Origin of the sequence: Adhaeribacter pallidiroseus (assembly GCF_003340495.1) — a bacterium.
Classification (GTDB): Bacteria; Bacteroidota; Bacteroidia; order Cytophagales; family Hymenobacteraceae; genus Adhaeribacter; species Adhaeribacter pallidiroseus.
The window spans coordinates 1,735,961-1,758,511 of sequence record NZ_QASA01000001.1; the positions used below are offsets into that span (position 1 = coordinate 1,735,961).

The window sequence follows — 22,551 nt, forward strand, 5'->3', positions numbered from 1 at the left end:
ATTCGAAATAAATATTTTTAGGTAGACTACAATTAAGCTAGTAATCCATGTTTATGGATAGACTATTTTGTTTCCGTAATTTATTAAATACTAATTGAAATATAAAGGCTTTTTTTAAATTATAGAAATAGCTACCGCACTTTCAAAAAAAATTATCAAAAGTATTTTATAAGTAAGTTTGTTCTTTATCTCTTTTTACCGTGAAGCACCCATCATAAAATTCACCTTAATGCTAGTAAATATTTAGGTAAAGAGGACTAATGGAAACTGGTATTTAGTGTAAAATCATTATCCTGGAATTAAAAATCCCGGATTTTACGAGGTATAGAACCTGTAAAATCCGGGATTTTTAATAAGAGCTTTGATCCTGTATAATTGGTACTTGAATCTTTATAATGATGATAATATTTTAAAAATTTACTTGTATTTAATTTGATCCATACGATTATAAACCATTACTCCGGTTTCACAAACTCGGTCATTTTAACTTTTGCATCTTTAGGTAAAGTTATTTTCCAAAGGTTGCCTGGGTTGCGCCCGCTGTATTCAATCACATAAACTTCGTTACCCACCAGCACGGCATCCGTGGCTTCTTTAAAGCCATCTACCAGGCGAGTGGTTTTTACGTAGTAATTATCCGCCGCTTTGTTGTAAGTCAGATCTAAATGTAATAAATCGGCTCCTTCTTCGGTAAAAGGCTTCATTAACACCGAACGGGCTCCCAAGGTGTAGCGGATTACAAAGCCTTCGCCTTTTAAATCCTTAGCTAAAACATTCTTCTTGTCGAAAAATAAACCTAAAGGCGAAGCGTGGGGCGTGAACGTGCTAATGGTTACGGCGGTTTGATCGCCATCCACTACTTTGCCGGCATTGGTACGGTACTCGTTGGCAGCCGGACCCACATTTTGGATTCCCGGCGAGAACTTTACCCCGGTGGGTCTTGGGGGAAATTCCGGGTCGTTGTGAAAATACCGCACCTGCCAGGCGTGGGCAAATTTATTGATGAACGGATCGGTTTCCGGACTGGGTTGCCAATCGGGGTATTGCTGCGGGTTTTCGATACCGCCCATGACCCAGGGAAATCCGTAATGGTGGCCTTCCCGGAGCCAGAACATGTCTTCGGGCATATCGTAATCCGCGGAATTGGAAACCCCGAATAAATTACCCGTACCATCAAAAGCTAGGTCGAAGGCGTTGCGAATGCCTTCCGCGTAAAGGTAGCCTGCGGCTTTTAATTGCTCTAAGTCGTTGGGCAAAAGCAGGTTTTTAGCTGTAACCGGAAAACGAAAAATGTTGGCGGTTAAAGCACCGTTGCGGGCATTCGGGTAAAAGCCGTCGTTATCCTGTACTTCGCCGTGGTCGGTGCGGGCTCCGCTGTTTACGTAAATATATTTTTCATCCGGGCTAATTTCCAGAGCATTCCAACCATGGTCGAAAACAGTTTTGTTAGTACCGTATTCCACTGTATTAAACACCTCGGTGAGAATGGGTTTTCCGGAGGCCGGAATATCGAACCGCACCAGACGGCCGGTAGTACCTTTACCGTTGTTAGCCGTAGTATTGCCGCACAAAAATAAGCTGTTTTTTAAAAAAATGGCACCCTGCAACCGGGGAATGCCATGGTCCTGGGCCGTGAAAATTTTTTGACTGGTGGGGTTATCTCCCTTGTTGTTTTTAATCCGGTACACGTCCCCATCGAAGGTAGTGTACCACAAGCTGCCGGTAGAAGCCTGGTACAGCAGCCGCACGGCTTTGGGTTCCACCAACATCCAATGTTTAATCTGGATATCGGGCCGCAAAGCACGTAATGGTTTTACAGCCGGAGTTGGGGCATCTTGTATATTCGGGGTAATTTTTTCGGGATTGGGAGTCGGTGGTTTACTATCCTGGGCAGAAGCTAAAAAAGGGGTAATTTCCATCACCCCTAAAAAATACATAGTAACTAATACAGAACGAAAAACAGGCATGGAGTTTTTCCGGTTATTTTTTTGACGATGTGGGTAAATCTATTATGCTGCCCCTGAAAAGGATGTTTTTTTAAAATTTTAACCTCGACCCAACCTTTTTGCTTGGTCTATAAACTAGAAAATGAAGCAGCATTGGGGTACAAACTCCAGATGGAAACACAAACTCTATAAAATAGTACGAATGATTCTTTTTAAACTAAACTCAGATCAGTAGGCGCCGCTACCAAACTGGATTAGTTAAACTATTTTATTTAATGCGTGGCACCTTGCGCCGCCGCCCGGGGAGCACTCGGGGTGCGCGGTAAAACCACCGGCGTAGTAATGCCATTTAAGTTGTATACCACTTTACCGTCGCGGATGGTTAATTCGCATTCCAGTCTTTTATCGGTATCGATTTTATACCCGGTATAATCAAAAAGCCGAACTTACCTTTGCGAACGTTTAAAACGGCCACATCGGCCGGAGCACCCACCGATAAATGGCCCAGTTCTTCGTGTCTAATTACCTGCGCGGGAGTCCAGGAACTAGCCTTGATTACGCTTTGTAAATCCATGCCCATGGCCAGAAATTTAGACATAGTGGTGAGCATGTCTTTCATCGACTCGTTCATGGAACCAATGTGAATATCGGTACTGATGGTGTTGGGATAAAACTTATCGGCCAGCGCCGGTACGGCCTGCGAAAATGCAAAACTGATGCCGCCGTAACCCACGTCAAACACGATTCCGCGTTTTTGGGCTTCCCGTACAAACGGTTTTACTTTTTTGGTATTTAAATCCACAATGTATTCGCGGCTGGCCAGTTGGCCAAAAGCGTGCGTGAAGATATCGCCGGGGCGAAGGTGTTTGGTAAATAACTCTTCGATGGAAAGGGGAGGGTTGCTGCCGCCAAAGTCAATCATGACGGGTAGGCCACCGGCCAGTTTTCCCGCTTCCACCGCGCGGTCAACGGGTGTCCAATCCGGACCTTCGTAATGCGCCACTTTAAAGCCTACCACATAATCCCGGTACTGACGGGCGGTATTGGCCGACAACTTGGAGTCCATGTCGTTGGTATTTTGCTCGTAATTGCCGCCGCGCATGCCTTCGCCCGAAATATTTAAAAAAGCGAGTACCCGGGTTTTAGAAGCATCAATGGTTTGCTTTTTATACGTCGGAAAAGTGCGCCAACCGGGACTACCGGCATCTACCACAGTAGTTACGCCATTCCGGAGAGTAAAACCATCGGGCGGAAAAGCATTGGGGCCATTCATGTAGGTTTGATCCATGTTGGTACCGTAGAAGTGGTGCGTATGAATATCGATTAAACCGGGTGTCACATACAACCCTTTCGCGTCTACTACTTGGATGCCTTGTTTCGGGTCGATGTTTTTAGCCACCAAAGCTATTTTGCCTTCTTTGATAGCCACATCCATTGGGCCATCGATGTTATTCTTCGGATCTATGACGTGCCCGCCTTTGATAACAATATTGTATGGCTGAGTCTGGGCAAATACAAGCGCGTACGGCAGCAGGCATAAAGCAGTAAATAAAGTTTTTAGCATTGCTTATAAATTATATTGTAAACAATAATCAACCAACCTTTATAAAATTTCGGGCGGCATGATGGGTAAAAGTTTAGTAGTTTAATCTGTTTGATAAATGAGTTATTCAGGAAAAAATGTTTAAAAAATTTAATACTTATCCTTTATAATATGCACTTCTAAAAGGTGCAGGATTAATATTTAATTTTGTATTTGCTTACTATTAACTTTTGCTGCTGCGTAGCAAAATAGGTTCCTTCTGAATGACATCGATAAGAGTAACATCAAGCATAACATTTTAAAATTTAAAATTTTGCAACCTGCTATGCAAATAACAACCTAAGCCAAGTGCAAGTATTGGCGCTAAACTGTTCGAGCGTTCAGCGAGTTTTTAGCGTCTTGATTTTTTTGGTTCTTTTTGTATCAAGACAAAAAGAACAGAACCTAAGCAATGAAACAACTTCACTCCGAAATCAGAAGTAATGCAGAATCGATACAAAAATGAATTTAAAAATTTTATATTGGAAGACACAGAAGTAAATCCGCGGTAAAGTAAAACTCGGTAAACAAATTTATTTTTCTGGTGCAAAAGCTTCCCTGCGGCAAAAATCAGCCACAGAAAAAGCTCTAAGCACCAGAAAAATTAAAAATTACACGTAAGCAATACAATCCATTTCCACGAGCGAGTTACCCGGTACTCCACCATAAGTAGCCACGGTAGTCCGTACCGGCGGTTTGCTACCGAATTTGCCTTTGTACACTTCGTTCATGGCTTTGTAATCGTTCAGGTCGGCCAGGTACACGTTTACTTTTAACACTTTTTGCATCGACGAGCCCGCTTTAATTAATTCGGCTTCGAGTTCTTTTAAAACATGTTCGGCGTGGGCTTTTACGTCCCCTTCAAAATGCGCTCCTTTTCCCGCCACAAAAACTAAATTGCCGTGTTTGGTAGAACCCGAGAACAAGGGTACATCCTGAAACGTGGTAATGTTAAAGGCTTCTTTTTCATTGCCTTCCAGTTCTTTGGCTTTGGCTACTAAACTAAATCCGCCGAGACCGGCTACCGAAGCAAGTAATTTTTTTAAGATGGATCTTCTGGGAGTTGTGTTCATAGTGAATAATTTTTAGTCAGTTTATATCTGAAATGTACTAAATCCTTTTTTAATTAAGTAAGTAGGTTAAATTAGACTATCAAACTTCTTTGTCATTCTGGAAGAATCTTGTGCGTAGAAAGTTCTAGCAGAAGTTAAAATCAGCAATAAATTAATGGTAAACAGGTAATAAAATTATTCCGGTTTCTACTATTTACGGCTCTGTTTTCAGAAGATTCTTCCAGAATGACAATCCTATTATTTAGCTTATTTCTGACTACTTACTTATCCCACCAAATACGGGTTAAAAAAGTATTACCACCCAATCGGGTCACGGCTTCCTGTAAGTTTTGGGCATTTAAGCTTTCTTCGATGGTAGGGTATAACATGCGCCGGAAAATAGTGGCGTTGGTAGCGTTACCCGGAACATTGTTGGGTACTAATACAGGATAACCGGTGCGGCGCCAGTTGGCAAATACTTCCTGCGAATCCGGGAAAAGCGAAGCCCAGAACTGCGTGTGAATCTGCGTTAATTGCTCCTCGGTGGAACCAGTCGGATTATACGGATGAGCGGCTAAATACACGTTGATGCGGGAGTCGGAAATTACGCCGGCCCCGCCCCAGAAGCCCCATTGTTTCATAGCGGAAATCACGCCGTTATTGTATAAAGTTGCCGGCGTTTCGCCGGTGTACCAGCCGCGCAAAGCCGCTTCGGCGAGCAGGAAATTAATCTCGGCGCTGGTCATTAACAATACTGGAGTATCTAAACGCAGCAAGGTGGCCGGGTTCGGTTCGGAATAAGTTACAAAATCGGCGGGTTTGGTCTGGAAGTTTTGCGGCATGCCTTTTTGAATGGCCGCGGTGGTATCGGCTTTGCCGTTTTGCCACACTACCGACAGTACACCCAGGCGCGGATCGTTGTTATATTTTAAAAAATCGATGAAGGTATTGGCATATTTACCGCCTTCGCGGTTGGTGCTGCCGTTCGCCGAAGAATAATCGCTAGATAGGTAAGCGTTGGCCAAGGGATTCTGGTTAATCGCCTGTCCGCCCGCAACGAACATAATCTGGGCAATATCGGTATTGCTGGTAATAACGCCCCCCGCAATGGCTTTTCTCACCCAGGCTTCAGCCAGGGCCGCATCCACTTTGGTCAGGCGCATGCCTAAACGCAGCATTAAAGAATACCCGAATTTTTTCCATTTATCTACGTTGCCGCCGTAAATAACATCGGCGGTGCCAAAGGTAGGTTTGGCGGCATCAAACTGGGCAGTAGCTTCTTCCAGCTCTTTCAGCATGTCTTTGTAAATAGCTTCCTGGGGGTCGTACTTCGGTTGCAGAATGCCTTCGCGGTAACCCAGACCGGCTTGCGAATACGGAATATCGCCGTATAAATCAGTAACGCGATGGAAACAGTAAGCGCGCCAAATGCGTGCCGCAGCCAGTTTATTTACATTATTCGGATCGTCTTTCACGCTCAAAATAACATCGGTAATTTCCTGAATTTCGTTGGTATAGGCACTGGTAAAAACGCCGTAGGGCGCGGAGCCTTGCAAAAAAATGTATTTCGAGCCAAATCCGGCCACTTCGTTAAAACTGGTGGTGTACTGCATGGCGCCGTCGGCCCCACCTAAGCGGTTACGGGCCCCGTCGTACAAAGCCTTGCTGAACATAAACTCCGGCACAACCTGTTCGTAGGCGTTGGGGTTCACGTTCATTTCCTCAAAACCATCGTCGCAGGAAGTGACTGTTAAAAGCGTGGTGCAAAGTGTTAAACCCGATAAAAATTTAAAAAAATGATATGTTTTCATGATGGAGGTGCTGGTTAAAATTTAAGCATAAAATTTAGGCCCATGGTGCGGGTGCGGGGCAAACCAAACGATTCGAAACCTTGGGCATTGCCGTTGGTAAAGCTCGATTCCGGATCGAAGTTGTCGGTTTTGCGGTACAGGATGGCCAGGTTACGGGCCACGAATGAGATGGAAGCGCCTTGTAATTTCAGCAGGGGTATTTTGTTGGCCGGAATGTTATAGGTAAAAATCACCTGGCGCAGTTTTACAAAACTGCCATCGTGCAAGAACACGTCGGAGTAGTTTTTGTAGTTATCGTACCATACCCGCAAGTCCTTCACGGCTACTGTGCGCGAATAAGGGGCGCCTTCCGGCGTAACGCCGTTTACTTCCAAGCCATTTTCCCGGCCTGGTAAAGTCATTTTTAATAAACCCATCCGGATGCCGTATACTTCCATCATGGAAAATACTTTGTTGCCGAATTTTCCGTCGAGCAATACGTTTAAGGAAAAGTTTTTATAGGTAAACTCGTTGGTTAAGCCCATGGTAAGCGGGGCCACGCCATTGCCTAATTGCTGCAACGGTGACCGTACCGGGAACCCGGATTTGGGATCGTAAATAACATTGCCGCTGGCATCTTTCGCCATGGTATAACCAGTAATAACGCCATAAGGCTGGCCCACCGTGCTGTTTACGTTGGCGTAATTATTTACCGTGGTTGCCATTTGGATGGTATTTAAACCTTCGGCTAAGCTTACTACCCGGTTTTTGTTATAGGCAAAATTGTAGCTGGTGTTCCAGGTAAAATTCCCTTTTTGCACCGGTGTGCCGGTAATCAAGGTCTCGATGCCTTTGTTGTACATTTCACCCACGTTCAGAATAATATTTTCGAAGCCGGAAGTAGGAGTGATGGCGGTAGATACAATATCGTTGGTGGTGGTGCGGTTATAAAGCGTTAAATCTAAACCCAGACGGCGGTTGAAAAATTGTAAATCCATGCCTACCTCGGTGGTGGTGGAGGTTAAGGGACCTAATTCGGGGTTAGAAATGGTAGTGCTGGTTACGTCCTGCAAAGGCACGGTACTGCTGGGAACCATGCTGTACGATAAATTAATCTGGTAGGGATTTGGTCCGCCGCCGCCCACCTGCGCCCACGAGGCCCGGAACTTAGCCAAGCTAATAGCTTTGGGTAATTGCAGGGCCTGCGACAAGATAAAACTACCACCCACCGATGGATAAAAAATGCTGTTATTCTTTGGGCTTAAAGTGGAGAACCAATCGTTGCGGCCGGTAAAAGTTAAGTAAGCAAAACCTTTGTAATCCAAATCTACGGAACCAAAAACCGAGTTGGTTTGCGTTTCGGAGAAGCTTTGCGATTGGGTAGTGTTGGTTAGATTAGAGAACGTGTAGAAAAACGGAATAATAAACTGGTTACCCGCCAGGTTATAACTCCTAATATAGTTGTTGCGGCGGTTTCCACCTGCTAAAACGTTCAAGCCAAAATTTTCGCTCAGGTTGGTGTTGTAGTTGGCCGTAAGCATGGCGTTGGTTTCGCTGGATTCATTGGTGAACAGGCTCATTTCGCCTTTGCTGCCGGTCGTGTAAATGGTACCGGTCGGGATAACCGACTCGAAGTTGTAATTGCTGAAATCGCGGGCTACCTGGCCTTTCAGGTATAAATTATCGAGCAGATTAAACTGGATGCTGGCCTGCCCGATAAACCGGTTTTTAGTATCGTCGTTTTTAAATTTATTCACCACAAAGTACGCGTTGGTAGCTACGCCGGCATCGTTCCAGGGCGTTTCCATGCCCGCTGCATTGTAACCCGGACTTACCCAGCGCATGTCCACGGTATTGGCAATCATGTAGGGAGTCCAATTAGGGTTACCGGTGGCATCGCCGGCGCTCGGGCGATTGTGGGCTTGCTCGTTATTGTACTGGGCTAAAACTTCAATATTTATTCTTTTGCCAATTTTACTGTTCAGGCTTAAAGTAGCGTTTTTGCGGTCGTAAGTAGAGTTGGGCAGAATGGCTTTACTATCTAAATCGGATAAAGAAAACCGGAAATTCAAGGCTTCGGTGCCGCCGTTAAAAGCCAGGGTGTTGGTGAAGGTATTCCCGGTTTGGTAGAAATTTTTAATGTTATTCTTTTGCGCCACGTACGGATGCGTTTTACCATCGGCCGCGATAAACTCGGAGCCATCTATTTTAGCACCCCACGACCAACGCCCAGTTTGAATAGCTTGCGAAGCATCGGCCGGTTTGCGACCTTCCAGCCCTTGCCCGTACTCGTATTGCCAATCCGGCACAATGGCCACGTTTTCTAAAGTATAAGTAGAATTATATTGTACGCCAATGCCTTTTTGCGCTTTCCCCGATTTGGTAGTGATTAAAATAACGCCGTTGGCGGCGCGTGAACCGTACAAAGCCGCGGCGGTACCGCCTTTTAAAACCGAAATACTTTCGATATCGTCGGGGTTAATGCCGGCAATGCCATCGCCGCGGTCTACGTTAGTGCCTCCGCCGTTGGTGGTGGCACTTCCGCCCGGAGTGGTATTATCCAGGGGCATGCCGTTGATCACGTACAAAGGCGTGTTGGAACCAGCCAAGGAACCATTACCCCGGATAATTACCCGGCTGGAGCCGCCCGGACCGGTAGACAAACCAGTGGCATTTACCCCGGCAATTTTACCGGTTAACGCATTGGCAATGTTGTTTTCGCGGGCCTGGGTAAATTCATCGCCTTTCACTTCCGATACCGAGTAAGCCAAAGCTTTCTTTTCCCGCGAAATACCTAAAGCGGTTACCACTACTTCGTTCAACATTTTTTCATCGGCCACCAAGGTAATCGTGATTTCGGGACGACCGTTTAACGGCACCGTTTGGTTGGCGTAACCAATGTAGGAAAATATTAAGCTGGCGTTTTCCGGCGCGTTGAGCGTAAAAGTGCCACTCGCATCGGTAACGGTACCTTGGGTCGTGCCGCTGATCTGGATGCTCACGCCCGGCAACGGCTCGCCTTTATCGTCCTGTACTTTGCCTTTTACATCAATGTTCAGCAATGCTTCCTTAACAGGGGCGGCTTTGGCCCGGATGATAATGGTTTTATCCAGCAAGGTGTAGGTAAGGGGCTGACCTTCCAGAATCAGGTTTAAGGCTTTTTCCAGAGAAACAGCTTTTAAATTTAAACTTACCGGTTTAGCGGTTTTTAACAGTTCGTTGTTGTAAATAAATAAGTAGCCACTTTGCTGGTGAATAATTTCAAATACTTTTTCCAGGGAGGTGTTTTTCTCCGTAATGGAAATACTTTGGGAGGAAGCTTTGGCACTTACTTGCAAAAATGCCACGGTGAGGAGCATGATCATCAGTTTCATAAGAAGAAGCTTTTTGAAAGAGTGCACATAGGGGATTGGTCTGCGTTTGCAGGGTAATTTTACTTTCATAAATTTGCTTTAAGGATGAAAAGATTTAGTACTGGGAATTATTAAGTCAACAAATTAGTCCTTGTTTACACCAGTAGCGCGCCAACGCTACTGGTCTTTTTTTAGAGCTAATCTTCTTTATTTTTTAAATTTTAGATCACCTGAAAGCCGAAAATTCCAATTCAGGAGAAGGCCGGAACCTGATTTTTTTAAAAAAGCCTGTAAAATAAAGGCTTCTTACTTATCTGATTGAATAATGACTTTTTGGCCTTCGGTCTGAAAGCGCATGTCGCCGGACAATTCGAGCATTTTTAAAATTTTAGCAATCTCGGTTTGCCGCGATATAATGCCGGTAAAATGCTGATTCCGCAACTGCTTCCTATTTACAAAGTCAACCCCGTACCATCTTTCCAGTTGCCGCATGATAACTTCCAGTTCAGTATTCTGGAAATGAAATAAGCCATTCTTCCAGGCGACCGCGGCATTTACGTTTACTTTTTCTACCGCAATGGATTTACCTACTTTGGCCTGGTACCCGGGTTTTATAATCCGGTGCTGGTTATCGTGGCTTATTTTAACCGAACCTTCCAGTAAGGTGGTGTTCACGGATAATTCTTCGGGGTAAGCCATTACGTTAAAATGGGTGCCCAGCACTTCTACCCGCGAGTTTTGCGCCTGAACCACAAAAGGTTTGTTTTTATCTTTGGCTACTTCCAGATAAGCTTCGCCGGTTAATAGTACTTCCCGGTTTTTACTTTGGTAATTATTTGCAAAACTTAAACTCGAGGCCGCATTCAACCAAACCTGGCTACCATCGGGTAAGGTAATTTTGTATTGCCTACCTGTCGGGACGGTTAAAGAATGCCGGCCCGTATTTTTCGCGATATTTGTTTCCGGGTTTGAAATAAAAGTGATTTCCTGATCGTGCTTCGTAATCCGGATTCCGTTTTTATTCCAGATAATGCCATTAGTTAGGTTGTCCAGGTTAATAAGGGTGCCATTTGCTAAAGCAAGCTGCACCTGGTTGCTAATCGCGGGTACTTTCTTTACCGGCAACGCTTTTGTATTATTCTGAACTACTTCTACAGGAGATCGGGGTGCTGATCCCTGGTACTTGTAAACCAGTGATCCCGTGAGGCACAGCACCAGAATAACGGCCGCGTATTTCAGGTAAGGTGCATTTTGCCAAAAATTAGGTTTCGGTTTATCTATTTGGCCCGCTACTTTTTGCCAGGCTACTTCTGAGTCAATGGAAGAAAAAAAGTCGAGTTGATCTTGCAGGAAAACTTCGTCTTGCAGCTTTTCGGCAAATTGTTGATTAGACACATCTTCGGCCAACCATTGTTCCAGTTGTTCGCTCTCCTCCGCATTTAACTCACCACGGTAATACCGCAATATAAGATCGGCCTTGCTAAAAATGGGCTGATCCCGGGGTGTTCCTTGTTTTCCATAATGCATCTTCTGGAGTAAAGACACGCCTTACCTGGGTTGGGGTGAACAGAAAACTAATTTTTTTAAATTTTAGGGTAAGACCCGGGCCAAAAATTTAAAAAATCAGCTACCTGGGCTTTCATCTTGCGAATGATGACTTATAGGGCTTAGGTTAGCGGTTATTTTTTAATAACCAGAATTCGAGATAATTTACCGTAATTATCCCAGCCACTTATAGTTAACCTTGATGTGATAAATCTCATGAATAGAAGTTTGCGGTTTACCCTAATTTTAAGTTTTCTGCTGATTCCTGTGTTTAGTGTTTCGGCCCAGCCTATGGCGCCAAACGTGCAGCGTGTTGTATTTTTAGGCAATAGCATTACCTATGCCGGCAATTACGTGAACAATGTAGCGGCTTACGTGATGGCCCAAAATCCAGCCAGGAACCTGGAATTTATAAACGTGGGCTTACCCAGCGAAACGGTATCGGGATTGTCGGAGGAAGGGCACGCCGGCGGAAGTTTTCCGCGGCCCGATTTGCACGAAAGGCTCAGCCGGGTACTCGAAAAAATTAAACCCGACCAGGTATTTGCTTGCTACGGCATGAACGACGGCATTTATTTACCTTTCGACGAAGCCCGCTTTGCCAAGTTTAAAGAAGGAATTACCTGGTTGCACGAGCAGGTAGTAAAAAGTGGTGCCCGCATTATTCACGTAACCCCACCGGACTACGACGAATATAAAGGAAAACAAACCGGCTACGCAGCGGTACTGGATAAATACGCCGATTGGTTAATGAGTCAACGAAAATCTGGCAAATGGGAAGTGGTGGATATTCATTATCCGATGCAGAAGTACTTGCGGGCGCACCGCCTGGTAGATGCGCAATTTAAAATAGATGGCTTTGCCTTGGCTCCGGACGGCGTACATCCGGGCGAAACCGGCCACTGGATTATGAGCCGCGAAGTTTTAAAATACATTGGTTTTAAGGAAGCCGCTACAGCACCAAGCATCGCCGAAAGTTTAAAGCAAATTCCGGAAGCCACCCAGTACTTAAAACTAGTAACGGAACGCCAAAATTTACTGCGCGACGCCTGGCTCAGCGATACCCAGCACCAACGCCCTGGCTTGCCGGCGGGTTTACCTCTCTCGGAAGCGCAAACCAAAGCCGCCGAACTTAAAAAGCAACTGCAAACTTTATTAGCCAGTAAAAAATAATTTTTTTGATTTTCTGCAGATGCTAGTCTATGCTTTTAACTAAAGGCATTCGGGTGTAAAAAGTACTTCTTTTACGATACAAACTACTGGCCTGCATTCGCCCGAGAAAAGGATTAGCAATAAGTAATTCGCGTAAAATCAAGATCTATCTCGTAAATTGCTTCCTTGTAAGATTGTAAGAGCGTTCTAGCACCATTTAAAAATGAAAAAATTTAAATTTTACTTCCTGGCCTTGTTTATTCTGGTCAACTTTAAAACAACCGCGCAAAAAGCCGGGAAATGGATTTACTTATTCGACGGAAAATCGGCAGCTCCTTTGCGCGGATACATGCTGGATGGTTTCCCGACGGAAGCCTGGAAAATAGAAGATAATGCCTTGGTAGCCCAAACCGGAGTACCCAACATTGACCTGGTGACGAAAGAAAATTTTAAAAATTTTGAATTAGTACTGGATTGGAAAGTATCGGAAGCCGGCAACAGTGGCGTATTTTTTCACGTGCAGGAAGATTCGCGCCACGAATCGGGGAATGGCAACAGCCCCAACTGGCTGGATAATTTTGAAATGCAACTGCTGGATGACATCAACTTTAATGATAAAGCCCCAATTCGTTCGGCGGGTTCGCTTTACGATTTGATAGTGCCGGTAAACAAAAAGTTAAAGCCAGTAGGAGAATACAATCAATCCCGGTTAATCGTGAACAACAAGCACGTGGAGCATTGGCTGAATGGCGCCAAAGTGGTGGAGTACGAAATAGATTCTCCGGAAATGAATAAATTAATCAGTAGCAGCAAGTTCAAAGACAACCCGAAGTTTGCGAAAACAACCAGCGGCCGCATCATGCTGCAGCATCACGGGCAAAAAGTTTGGCTGAAGAATATTAAAGTACGAACCTTGTAAGATCCTGTAGGTCGCTTCATAAACTTATGTTTCTGCAACTTCCGAATCATAGGAAATAAGAAGATTTTGATTAACTCCAACCACAAAAAAGCCCGTAGATCTAAATTACGGGCTTTTTTGTGGTTATAAAAAATTAAAAATTTAAAAAAATAGCCTTGAATTTAAATAAACCGGCATTTTATTTTGATTAAATCTAATGAAAACAAAGTACTTGGCCAGTAGAAAATGAAGTTTTACGTATTGTTTATTCCGCAGAAATTAGTTGATAAATCGTTTTTTACAAACCCGTTTTCTACGAGTAATAGATTTTAGCACACAACTTTGTTTTAGTTTAATTTTGTTGATTAAATTACTTTTAAATCTCCTAACTAAAAACTACTTGCGTTTTAAAATTAAAATGACAATCGGGCCGATTACCCGAAGCATTTAGACCACAACTTAAAGTAATTTACTTGAATAAAAAAGCAGCGTGTTGGTGTCGTCAGCTTTAACTTAAAACAGGTGCATACTAACCTTTTTAAATCACTAACCAAATGAACAGAAATGTAAAAATTATTTCAAAGAAGACAGAATAAAGCAGGGTATTACCTGTAAAAAGTGCCGTGGTACCAACGGCCAGTGGCTTACCGCTATAAGATTAAGAGTAGTTTGCGGGCATAAACACTTCGGGTCGGTTTAGAACCACCTTAATAAGCGGTACGGTGCTGGCAGGACCAAATGCAAGAAGAAATATTAGATATTATTAATATAGTATTTTATATTTGTTCAGCTAGGTGCGTTTATACCGCTATATTGGTGTACTAAACGCACCAATGTCGTTTAGCAGTAAGTTATGCCTCATTATAGAATAAAAATTCAATGATAGAACTTAGAGTAGCAAGGGGATGGGCAGTTTTCATATATCTAACTGCTCCACTACTTATCTTTCTTTTCGGATGGCTTTTATTTATGCCTTTCCTGCCTAATGCAAAAGGGAATTCTAACAATTTAATTTGGTTTCTTACTCCGGTTTCATTGGGAATGATTGGGCTAATGGTAATTGGATTACTAGATACAATATTTGGAAAAGTAGTAATTGAAGCAGACAGAATTTATTCTAAAAGCATCTTATCAAACAGGGAGTTATTGTTTAATGAAATAAGTACTCAATCAAAATTAAGTATAGGAAAAAGGGATAAGTCAAGTTGTTTGAAATCCAGGGTAAAAGAGGTACCAAAACCAGTAATGATGCGCTCTAGAGCTTGTTTCAAATGGGTTAAAGAAAGATAGTCCGCCGCTTTGAGCCAATGATGTTTGATTTGCTTCCAAAGTTGTTCGATCCGGTTTAAGTGGGGGCTATACTTAGGTAAAAAAAAGAGGTAAAGGCCTTTGCTTTCCCACTCGGCTTGTTTAGCGCGAAAGGTAGTACTGGTATGTAAAGGGGCATTATCTAAAACAATCACCGTCATTTGGGATATAGTTGGGCAAAAATCTTCCAGGCATTCTATAATAAAATCAGCAGTAAGGCTTTCTTGTTTCTGGTAAGCCGTGAGCTGATTAGTAGTCGACAATAAGCCAAACACATTCACCCGGGCACTGCGTTGCGCTAAGAGGCAAGCTTGCTTGCCTTTTTTAATCCAACCATAAGGAACAGTCGGCATCAGCGAAAAACCACTCTCATCCCCAAAGCACAGGTCGATGTATCCAGCTTGGGCCAAGAACAGTAAAGTAAATAAGGTAGTGCGTTTTTGTTCATATTCTTTTTCGTCCTGCAAGGGCTTTACCCACTGGCGGAAGCGTTTCCAGCGGTAACCAATTTTTTTAAAAACCGCTTGAGCGTACTTTCACTCAGGGACTGACCCAGTTGCTGCTCGATTTGGGCTTTTGCTAGTTTCAAGCGCTTGTTTTCCTTTTCAAGCTGCTCTTCGACTACTTGCACATGGGCCTGGTTCTGTAGCTTCAACAAGGGCTTTCTGCCTTGGCCGGATTGGTTTTGCAAGCCGGTTACTCCCCTCGCTTCAAAGCGATTGAACCACTGATAAATACTGAGATCAGCTACTTGGAACATGGCCGCTAACTCTTGAACCGAGTAGCCGGCAGCAGACAACAGAATGGCCTGACAGCGGTTGCGGAACCGGTAGCTTTTCCCCATTTTATGACCTTGCTCTAAAGCGTGTTTTTGTTCTGGAGTAAGTCCTTTGATATAGCGCATAGCGCAAAGTTACTATTTACTATTTTCTTATGCTTAATTTTGAATCAGTACTTACTTGGGTTCAGAATTAATGAAAACGATATAATAATTGAACCAAATAAACCTGACAAAAAGAGAATTAAAATCAGTACCTACTTTAGCAGAACAAATGAATTAGTTGAATGGTTAGCATCTCAGTACCCGAACTTAGACTCATTAAATGCCGCACAGGAAGAGCTTGAAATTGTTTTCGACCAATCTTTAGGAAAGACTCCCAAACAAAGAGAAGAAAGATTTTCAAAGGCCCGAGGAACAGCTAAAATTATAAATTGGATTGGAGGTATAGTTGGAATATGGACGTGGTTCTGGACAAACCCATATGAATTTGCTATTATTGCCTCAATTGCAGTTCCTATAATTGCTATAATTGCCTTAAAACTTTCAAAAGGACTTATTAAGATTGATGAGAGAAACAACTCTGCTTATCCAACAATTTGTTATGGTTTCATTATCCCTAGTTTAGGATTGTTTATGCGGACTCTATTAGACTTTAACATTTTTAATTATGATAAGGTCTGGATTTCAACTAGTGCAATTACAATTATAATTATGGTTGTTTTATTAGTAAGCAACAAAGAATTTAAAATTAAAAGAGTTAATGATTGGATTGCTGTTATTAGTTTGTCTTTAATAACTTTCGCTTACGGATTTGGTGTCATAATAATTTTAAATTGCCTATATGACAAATCTGAACCGGAACTATTTAATCCAAAAGTATTGGAAAAGAGAATAAGCGCTGGCAGTTCAACGGATTACTATTTGCAACTAACTGCTTGGGGGCAACAGAAGGAGGAGGAAGAAGTATCCGTATCAAAAGAATTTTATAACCAAGTAAACAAGAATGATGTCGTAAAACTTTATTTTAAGAAAGGACTTTTGGAAATCCCGTGGTTTACACTAGGAAGATAAAAAATAACAAAGGCATAACGTTTAGTATATACATAATCCTCACTTCGTTGCGGACTTTGCATATACTAAACGTTATGCCACATTCAAAGACATGAGATTAAATAAAGCAATAAGGACAGTATTACCACCAATTGCAGGCTATTTAACATTCTTACTTTTTGACGGACTTTTTGAAAAGCTATTTCCTCTAGAGCCTTATGATGAGCCTTCAGCACCAGGAATAGTTTTTGTGTTTTGGAAACTTGGTGATCTAGCAATGATCGCACTAGGTTTCACATTTCAATACAAAGTAATTGTTCCAAAGACAAACAATAGCACAAAAAAAGTAATTATTCGAGCAGCTTTATTCGGAATTATACTTGGGGTGATTTTATCTTTTATAGATTCATTTTACAGAGCTAGTATAAAAGATGTATTAATAGAATTTGTAAGGTTCCTTGTTGATTATGAAAGCTTTGTAATGAGAAACTTAGCGCTTCTAACGGTTTTTAACTTTATTGAAAATAAGAAAAAGGTAAATAGTGGTTTAAGGAGCAAAATAATTAACGAGGCATAACAAAACCTAAAGCGCATTAAGAACGCGCCATAGCCAATCCGTTGTGTGTAATATTGACATGAAAGAAACAAGCCGTCAGGAAAGAATAGGATATTTAAGACAGCAGCAAGAACGCAGGCATTTTCTTGGTGACTTTCTTATGGCTTTGTCTAAAATCATTGGAAAGGAGATTCCTGAGGCTGCCGTTTTGAAGCTTGAAGAAACAAATGCAGCAACGGACAAGCTACATCAAAGAGAATCTCAGGCACCGACATTAAGATTTACATTCCCGTTCACTCAGGTTGAGAAATTTAGAGAAATATTCTCTTCCCTAAAACCAGACCTAAGCGACCCTGATTCCTATTTTGCAACGGCAAGATTCTTCAACTCATTTTTCCTGCGATTAGACAGCTCTTTTGCCGTAGATAAACTGGAAGAGATAATAGAACTGGATAGTAATACATTCTATATATTCCACAAGGATTTCAAGAACGGACTCTCAGTTGACAGCAATGAGGAGAAATGGACTGAAAACGGTAAGACTGAATATGTTTGGACTTATGAATTGAGTGTGTGGGGTAAAGAATGGGTAAATAAAATTCATTTAGCTTACAATAAGCATACATAAAAATACTACACACAACGGTCTCGTGTAAACGGCAGCTACGGCCGACGGCCTTGCCGCCGTTTACACGAGACCGTTGTGCGTCATGTAATAGAGTTAATTGAAAGTATAAAGTGAAAAAGGAAATTAAATATTCCGCATTTGGCTCGTTAGGAATAACTATTTTTTATTTCGCAATATCGTTTTTTTATTTTTATGGAGCCCATTTCGATCCTTCAACAAACTCTCCTTTTCGTAAAGCATTTGAAAAAATAATTATTTCTCCCGCATTCATAACCTTTGGATTTCGATATGCAGGTGAAGAAGGATTAGCGTGGGTTATAGGTGTGGTAATTTTTGGAATCACCTGGATAATAGGCTTTTATTTAATCAAGACGATTGTCAAAGCATATAAATTAAAAAAAGCACGCTCGCACAACAATGGCTAAAAATAATCGGGCGGGTAAATGTAATGAAATTACAATTAGACCATTACTTTTGTCGAATGGCCAAGGCCGTAACACTTTAAGCCCGATAGCTTTTAGCCTGAAACGTTAGGCAACATTCATAAGAAATATAATTTGGAAGATTTAAAACAGGTCTATTATCTTTTAAAGAGCAAATGGAATGTTAAATCCTTTGAGTTTCTTCAAACTGGATATTGGGATACGGATAGAAAAATAAAATCCATCGATTTAACTGACATAAGACTAGAGGATGAAAACAGTGAAAAAGAAGAAGGCTATCTCTATTTAATTGAAATATATAATACGGTTAAAATTGAAGTTTTTAATAAAAGTTCTTTCTATCTAATTGAAAGTCTACATCAAAATACCTTAACATTATCCTGCTATTCTGAATACCAGCAGAAAGAAGCTTATAAGGTATTCACCTTTAAATTAGAAAAATAAACAATGCCTAACCACACCTTTACGGTAGCTGCTCCAACGCAAAGCCCAGTATGTTAGGAGCCATTCTTTAAAATTGAATAAAAAATTATTGGATAAACAAACAGATAACCCTAAAAATGAATCACAACAGCTTATCCAGGGTAATGGGCAAGTCGCGGACGCGTTTACCGGTAGCATGGTAAATCGCGTTAGCAATAGCCGCGGCCGTGCCCACAATCCCAATCTCGCCTAATCCTTTCGCGCCAATCGGGTTTACGATAGCGTCGTGTTCTTCCACAAAAATTACGTCCAGGTCGTGAATATCGGCATTTACGGGTACGTGGTATTCCGCTAAGTCATGGTTCATAAACCGGCCAAAGTTATGGTCCATTACGGATTCTTCTTCTAAAGCCATACCAATTCCCCAGACAATGCCTCCAATAATTTGACTTTCAGCAGTTTTGGGATTAAGCACCCGGCCACCCGCAATGGCACTCACTACCCGAGTAACGCGAACCGTACCAAAATCTTCGTCTACTTTTACCTCCACAAACACCGCGGAATGCGTGAACATGGAATATTTTTTTTGTTTCGACTCGGGTTTAGCGGTGGCTTCCGCTTCTACACTATGCAGGTCGCTTTGCCGCATTATATCAATTATGGAAAGCGCTTGGGAGGCACTGTTTTTTAAATGCATTTGCCCGTTGGCGAACGTAACATCGGTAAACTTAGCGTTGGCAAAAGGAGAGTCCGGTAATTGACGGGACTGAGAAAATAACATCTCGCCTACTTTTTCGCAAACCGCTTTTACCGCCGAACCTACCGAAGGAGCCGTCCAGGAGCCACCTTGCAGCGGCGCTTCGGGCAAAGAAGAATCGCCTAATTTAAAATCTACTTTTTCCAGCGGTAACCCCAAAGTTTCGGCTGCAATTTGGGTCATGATGGTATAGGTGCCCGTACCAATGTCGGAAGTGGCGCTGCTTACCGTAAGTTTCCCATCCAGCGACAATACTGCTTTAGCACTGGCTTTTTGTTGCTCTACTTCCCAAGCTCCGGTGGCTAAGCCCCAACCAATTAAGTTATGACCATCGCGCATGGAACGCGGAGTGGGGTGGCGCTGGGCCCAGCCAAAGCGTTCCGCTCCTTGTTGGTAACAAGCGCGGAGTTCTTTACTCGAAAAAGGGTTGTTTTTACTTAAATCAATATCGGTATAGTTCTTCAGGCGCAATTCCAGCGGGTCCATGTGTAGTTGATAGGCCAGTTCGTCCATAGCGCTTTCTAAGGCGTATACACCCGATGCTCCCCCGGGGCCCCGCATGTCCAGGGGCGTGTATACATCCAGGGCTACCACTTTATGTGCCAGTTGCACATCGTGGCAGCGGTACAGCATGGCCGACCAATTAACTAAATTTTCGGTGTAATCTTCAAATTGCGAGGTTTCGGCAAAGGCTTCGTGAATAATAGCTTGCAGTTCCCCATCCGGAGCAGCGCCTAGTTCTACTTGCTGCACGGTAGCCGGGCGATGACCAAAAGAAAACATTTGCTGGCGCGTGAGCACTACCCGCACCGATCGTTTTAATTCCTGAGCAGCCAGAACCGCTAGAAACAATTGGTATTGCGGCCGCAATCCCGAACCAAAAGCGCCCCCTACGAAAGGCGAAATTACATGCGCTTCGGCTTTGGATAAGCCAAAAATGTTGGTGATGTATTTCTGGCTGTTTTGCACACCTTGGGTTTTGTCGTAAACCAGCAAAGTGCCATCGGGTTGGTATACCACCGTGGAGGCATGCATCTCCAGGGGGTTATGGTGTTCTCCCGGATGCATGTATTCAGCTTTTATTCTGACTTCGGCTTGGGTAATGGCTTCGGCGGCATTGCCCCGCGGGCTTGGTTCCGCGCCTTTGTATTTTTTAGGTTTGTAGGCTTTCTCCCGATTTGCTTCTAAATCGGATTGGTGAGATTCTGATTTGTATTCTACGTGCACCAGCGAGGCGGCGTACCGGGCCAGTTCAAACGACTCGGCTACTACCAAGGCAATAGGCTGCATGCTAAATAAGATTTTTTCGTCGTACAAGGGCCGGAAAGGAGCCCCCGGCGGCGAATCTTCATCTTGGTAGCTGCGGTCGAACCAAGCCAAATTAGGCCGGTTTTCGTGCGTGAAAACCTGTACAACTCCTTCCAGGGCTAAGGCCGCACGGGTATCCAACCGCATGATTTTACCTTTCGCGATTGCACTGGAAACTACCACCCCGTGCAGAAAATCCGGAACATTGAATTCGGCCGCGTATTTGGCTTCGCCGGTTACTTTTGCTGCCCCATCTACCCGGTTGGCGGGCTTGCCTATATAATCTGTTTTCATGGGTTTGCTTTCGTTTGCGAGGCTTGCTCCAGAGCCCTGACGATGGCTTGTTTGGCTAGTTCTATTTTAAAAGTATTATGCTGGTAACCCTGCGCTCTTTGTAAATACGCTTCTGCCAATAAGGTAAAGTTTTCGCGGGTGGGGGTTTTTCCGGTTAACAAAGCTTCGGCTTCCGGAACTCGCCAGGGTTTGTGGGCTACTCCGCCTAAAGCTACCCGGGCTGTAATAATGCTACCGCTTTCTATTGCCAATCCCACGGCTACCGAAACCAAGGCAAAAGCGTACGATTCCCGGTCCCGGATTTTTAAATACGTATAGTGCTGGGCAAAGCCTTGCGCAGGTAAATCGTAGCCGGTTATTATTTCGTCGGGTGCCAGGTTGGTATCCTGCTCGGGCGTGTTGCCGGGTAAGCGGTGCAAATCCGCGAAATTTAAAGTGCGTTCTCCCTTTTTTCCCGAAACCAGCACCTGAGCCTCTAAGGCCGCTAAAGCCACCGCCATGTCCGAAGGATGCGTAGCAATACAAGATTCGCTAGTGCCCAAGATAGCGTGAATGCGGTTAAAGCCATTTATGGCCGAGCAGCCGCTGCCGGGTTCGCGCTTGTTGCAGGGCGTGGCGGTATCGTAAAAGTAATAGCAACGGGTTCGTTGCAAAGGGTTGCCTCCGTTGGTAGCCATGTTACGCAGTTGCGCCGAAGCGCCCGCTAAAATGGTTTTGGATAGCAAAGGATAACGTTTTTTTACTTCCGGATGATAAGCCGTATCGGCGTTGGTTACTAAGGCGCCCAGGCGTAAACCACCCGTAGCATTTTCTTCTATCTTGTCTAAATCCAGGTGGGTTATGTCTACCAGATGGGAGGGCCGCATAACATTTACCTTCATCAAATCGAGCAAGTTGGTACCGCCAGCAATAAATTTAGCTCGGGAGTGGCTGCTAATTTCGTCTACCGCTTTAGCCACGTTTTCGGCTTTGGTGTATGTAAAAGGATTCATTTTTTTAAATTTAAGGCGGTCAACTGGCTTTTTGCGGCTTCAATGGCTTTTACAATATTGGGGTAAGCGCCGCACCGGCAAATGTTACCGCTCATTAAATCCCGGATCTCATCGGTGGTATTTGCCTGACCTTCGTTTAGTAAGCCAACGGCGGAACAAATCTGGCCGGGGGTACAATACCCGCATTGAAAAGCATCGTGCTCGATAAAAGCTTGCTGCACCGGATGCAAGCCCGTGTGGGTAGCCACGCCTTCAATGGTAGTAATGTCGGCCCCATCTTGCATTACCGCCAAAGTCAGGCAGGAATTTATACGTTTGTTGTTTATCAGTACGGTACAAGCGCCGCATTGGCCATGGTCGCAGCCTTTCTTAGTGCCGGTTAAATCTAATTCGTGCCGGAGCAAATCGAGCAAAGTAGTCCAGGTAGCTACTTCCAGCTTTTTTTCCACGCCATTTATGATTAGAGTAATAGCGTGTTTTGGAGGCAGGGGGCTCGGAATTACTGTCCGGGTTGCCTGTTCGGTTCTGATTTCCATATAAAATAGTTAAAAAAATTTCTGGTATCGCGCCTGGGTAATGCTGGTGAACGGAGGCAAAAACAGTAACTATTGCCGGACGTTACGGATTATGTTTGCAGATACGCAGCCAGCAGGCGAGAGTTGGTAAATTAACCGGAATCTCTGTTTTAAATGC

Annotated in this window: 17 protein-coding genes and 1 pseudogene; 7 read left to right on the forward strand and 11 right to left on the reverse strand. The window is 43.6% G+C overall.

Annotated features, from left to right (window positions below; translation table 11 throughout):
- Positions 1-455: 455 nt before the first annotated feature.
- The 6 genes and pseudogenes from AHMF7616_RS06665 to AHMF7616_RS06690 all read right to left on the reverse strand — a co-directional run bounded on the left by AHMF7616_RS06665 (position 456) and on the right by AHMF7616_RS06690 (position 11,250).
- On the reverse strand, positions 456-1,967 hold the full coding sequence (locus AHMF7616_RS06665) for a PQQ-dependent sugar dehydrogenase family protein (protein WP_147275620.1): 1,512 nt from the start codon (positions 1,965-1,967) through the stop codon (positions 456-458).
- Between the two features lie 251 nt (positions 1,968-2,218).
- Positions 2,219-3,510 (reverse strand): annotated as a pseudogene (locus AHMF7616_RS06670) (amidohydrolase/deacetylase family metallohydrolase).
- A 629-nt stretch (positions 3,511-4,139) separates the two neighbouring features.
- Positions 4,140-4,601 (reverse strand): RidA family protein, encoded by a 462-nt coding sequence (locus AHMF7616_RS06675; protein ID WP_115372181.1) that lies wholly within the window; start codon positions 4,599-4,601, stop codon positions 4,140-4,142.
- Positions 4,602-4,861: 260 nt separating this feature from the next.
- Positions 4,862-6,391, reverse strand: a complete 1,530-nt coding sequence (locus AHMF7616_RS06680) for a SusD/RagB family nutrient-binding outer membrane lipoprotein (protein WP_115372182.1) — start codon at positions 6,389-6,391, stop codon at positions 4,862-4,864.
- Between the two features lie 14 nt (positions 6,392-6,405).
- Positions 6,406-9,744 (reverse strand): SusC/RagA family TonB-linked outer membrane protein, encoded by a 3,339-nt coding sequence (locus AHMF7616_RS06685; RefSeq protein WP_115372183.1) that lies wholly within the window; start codon positions 9,742-9,744, stop codon positions 6,406-6,408.
- A gap of 285 nt (positions 9,745-10,029) precedes the next feature.
- Complete coding sequence (locus tag AHMF7616_RS06690) at positions 10,030-11,250, reverse strand: FecR family protein (RefSeq protein ID WP_115372184.1); 1,221 nt, start codon at positions 11,248-11,250, stop codon at positions 10,030-10,032.
- Between the two features lie 234 nt (positions 11,251-11,484).
- On the opposite strand from AHMF7616_RS06690, the gene AHMF7616_RS06695 reads away from it, so the two are divergent.
- Both AHMF7616_RS06695 and AHMF7616_RS06700 read left to right on the forward strand, forming a co-directional pair.
- Positions 11,485-12,441 (forward strand): SGNH/GDSL hydrolase family protein, encoded by a 957-nt coding sequence (locus AHMF7616_RS06695; RefSeq protein ID WP_115372185.1) that lies wholly within the window; start codon positions 11,485-11,487, stop codon positions 12,439-12,441.
- A 202-nt stretch (positions 12,442-12,643) separates the two neighbouring features.
- The gene (locus tag AHMF7616_RS06700) at positions 12,644-13,339 is read left to right on the forward strand and encodes a 3-keto-disaccharide hydrolase (RefSeq protein WP_115372186.1); all 696 of its coding nucleotides are present in this window, start codon (positions 12,644-12,646) and stop codon (positions 13,337-13,339) included.
- A gap of 1,145 nt (positions 13,340-14,484) precedes the next feature.
- Here the strand turns inward: AHMF7616_RS06700 and AHMF7616_RS06705 are convergent.
- Both AHMF7616_RS06705 and AHMF7616_RS06710 read right to left on the reverse strand, forming a co-directional pair.
- Positions 14,485-15,093, reverse strand: coding sequence for an IS630 family transposase (locus AHMF7616_RS06705; protein WP_233507284.1), 609 nt, complete (start codon positions 15,091-15,093; stop codon positions 14,485-14,487).
- 5 nt (positions 15,094-15,098) lie between these two features.
- Positions 15,099-15,530: a helix-turn-helix domain-containing protein gene (locus AHMF7616_RS06710; RefSeq protein ID WP_115371424.1), complete on the reverse strand. Its 432-nt coding sequence runs from the start codon at positions 15,528-15,530 to the stop codon at positions 15,099-15,101.
- Between the two features lie 39 nt (positions 15,531-15,569).
- Between AHMF7616_RS06710 and AHMF7616_RS06715 the strand changes: the two genes are divergently transcribed.
- The 5 genes from AHMF7616_RS06715 (at position 15,570) to AHMF7616_RS06735 (ending at position 18,528) form a co-directional block, all read left to right on the forward strand.
- Entirely contained in the window at positions 15,570-16,478 is a 909-nt protein-coding gene (locus tag AHMF7616_RS06715) for a hypothetical protein (RefSeq protein WP_115372187.1), read from the forward strand.
- 91 nt (positions 16,479-16,569) lie between these two features.
- Positions 16,570-17,034 carry a hypothetical protein gene (locus AHMF7616_RS06720; RefSeq protein WP_115372188.1) on the forward strand — a complete coding sequence of 155 codons (465 nt, stop codon included), beginning with the start codon at positions 16,570-16,572 and terminating at the stop codon, positions 17,032-17,034.
- Positions 17,035-17,092: 58 nt separating this feature from the next.
- Entirely contained in the window at positions 17,093-17,641 is a 549-nt protein-coding gene (locus AHMF7616_RS06725; RefSeq protein ID WP_115372189.1) for a hypothetical protein, read from the forward strand.
- Positions 17,642-17,751: 110 nt separating this feature from the next.
- Positions 17,752-18,066, forward strand: coding sequence for a hypothetical protein (locus tag AHMF7616_RS06730; protein WP_115372190.1), 315 nt, complete (start codon positions 17,752-17,754; stop codon positions 18,064-18,066).
- A gap of 132 nt (positions 18,067-18,198) precedes the next feature.
- Complete coding sequence (locus tag AHMF7616_RS06735) at positions 18,199-18,528, forward strand: hypothetical protein (protein WP_115372191.1); 330 nt, start codon at positions 18,199-18,201, stop codon at positions 18,526-18,528.
- Positions 18,529-18,649: 121 nt separating this feature from the next.
- On the opposite strand, the gene AHMF7616_RS06740 is transcribed toward AHMF7616_RS06735, so the two are convergent.
- Genes AHMF7616_RS06740 through AHMF7616_RS06750 form a run of 3 tightly spaced genes read right to left on the reverse strand, consistent with a single transcriptional unit; the run spans position 18,650 to position 22,394 of the window.
- Entirely contained in the window at positions 18,650-20,866 is a 2,217-nt protein-coding gene (locus tag AHMF7616_RS06740) for a xanthine dehydrogenase family protein molybdopterin-binding subunit (protein WP_115372192.1), read from the reverse strand.
- Entirely contained in the window at positions 20,863-21,858 is a 996-nt protein-coding gene (locus AHMF7616_RS06745) for an FAD binding domain-containing protein (protein ID WP_115372193.1), read from the reverse strand. The genes AHMF7616_RS06740 and AHMF7616_RS06745 overlap by 4 nt, the downstream gene beginning before the upstream one ends.
- The gene (locus AHMF7616_RS06750; RefSeq protein ID WP_115372194.1) at positions 21,855-22,394 is read right to left on the reverse strand and encodes a (2Fe-2S)-binding protein; all 540 of its coding nucleotides are present in this window, start codon (positions 22,392-22,394) and stop codon (positions 21,855-21,857) included. The genes AHMF7616_RS06745 and AHMF7616_RS06750 overlap by 4 nt, the downstream gene beginning before the upstream one ends.
- Positions 22,395-22,551 lie beyond the last annotated feature (157 nt).

Bases quoted from the DNA above. Each gene is read 5' to 3' on its own strand.
- AHMF7616_RS06710 (WP_115371424.1), bottom strand. From the start codon at position 15,530: ATGCGCTATATCAAAGGACTTACTCCAGAACAAAAACACGCTTTAGAG.
- AHMF7616_RS06695 (WP_115372185.1), top strand. From the start codon at position 11,485: ATGAATAGAAGTTTGCGGTTTACCCTAATTTTAAGTTTTCTGCTGATT.
- AHMF7616_RS06680 (WP_115372182.1), bottom strand. From the start codon at position 6,391: ATGAAAACATATCATTTTTTTAAATTTTTATCGGGTTTAACACTTTGC.
- AHMF7616_RS06675 (WP_115372181.1), bottom strand. From the start codon at position 4,601: ATGAACACAACTCCCAGAAGATCCATCTTAAAAAAATTACTTGCTTCG.
- AHMF7616_RS06685 (WP_115372183.1), bottom strand. From the start codon at position 9,744: ATGAAACTGATGATCATGCTCCTCACCGTGGCATTTTTGCAAGTAAGT.
- AHMF7616_RS06720 (WP_115372188.1), top strand. From the start codon at position 16,570: ATGAGATTAAATAAAGCAATAAGGACAGTATTACCACCAATTGCAGGC.
- AHMF7616_RS06750 (WP_115372194.1), bottom strand. From the start codon at position 22,394: ATGGAAATCAGAACCGAACAGGCAACCCGGACAGTAATTCCGAGCCCC.
- AHMF7616_RS06700 (WP_115372186.1), top strand. From the start codon at position 12,644: ATGAAAAAATTTAAATTTTACTTCCTGGCCTTGTTTATTCTGGTCAAC.
- AHMF7616_RS06690 (WP_115372184.1), bottom strand. From the start codon at position 11,250: ATGCATTATGGAAAACAAGGAACACCCCGGGATCAGCCCATTTTTAGC.
- AHMF7616_RS06725 (WP_115372189.1), top strand. From the start codon at position 17,093: ATGAAAGAAACAAGCCGTCAGGAAAGAATAGGATATTTAAGACAGCAG.
- AHMF7616_RS06740 (WP_115372192.1), bottom strand. From the start codon at position 20,866: ATGAAAACAGATTATATAGGCAAGCCCGCCAACCGGGTAGATGGGGCA.
- AHMF7616_RS06745 (WP_115372193.1), bottom strand. From the start codon at position 21,858: ATGAATCCTTTTACATACACCAAAGCCGAAAACGTGGCTAAAGCGGTA.
- AHMF7616_RS06665 (WP_147275620.1), bottom strand. From the start codon at position 1,967: ATGCCTGTTTTTCGTTCTGTATTAGTTACTATGTATTTTTTAGGGGTG.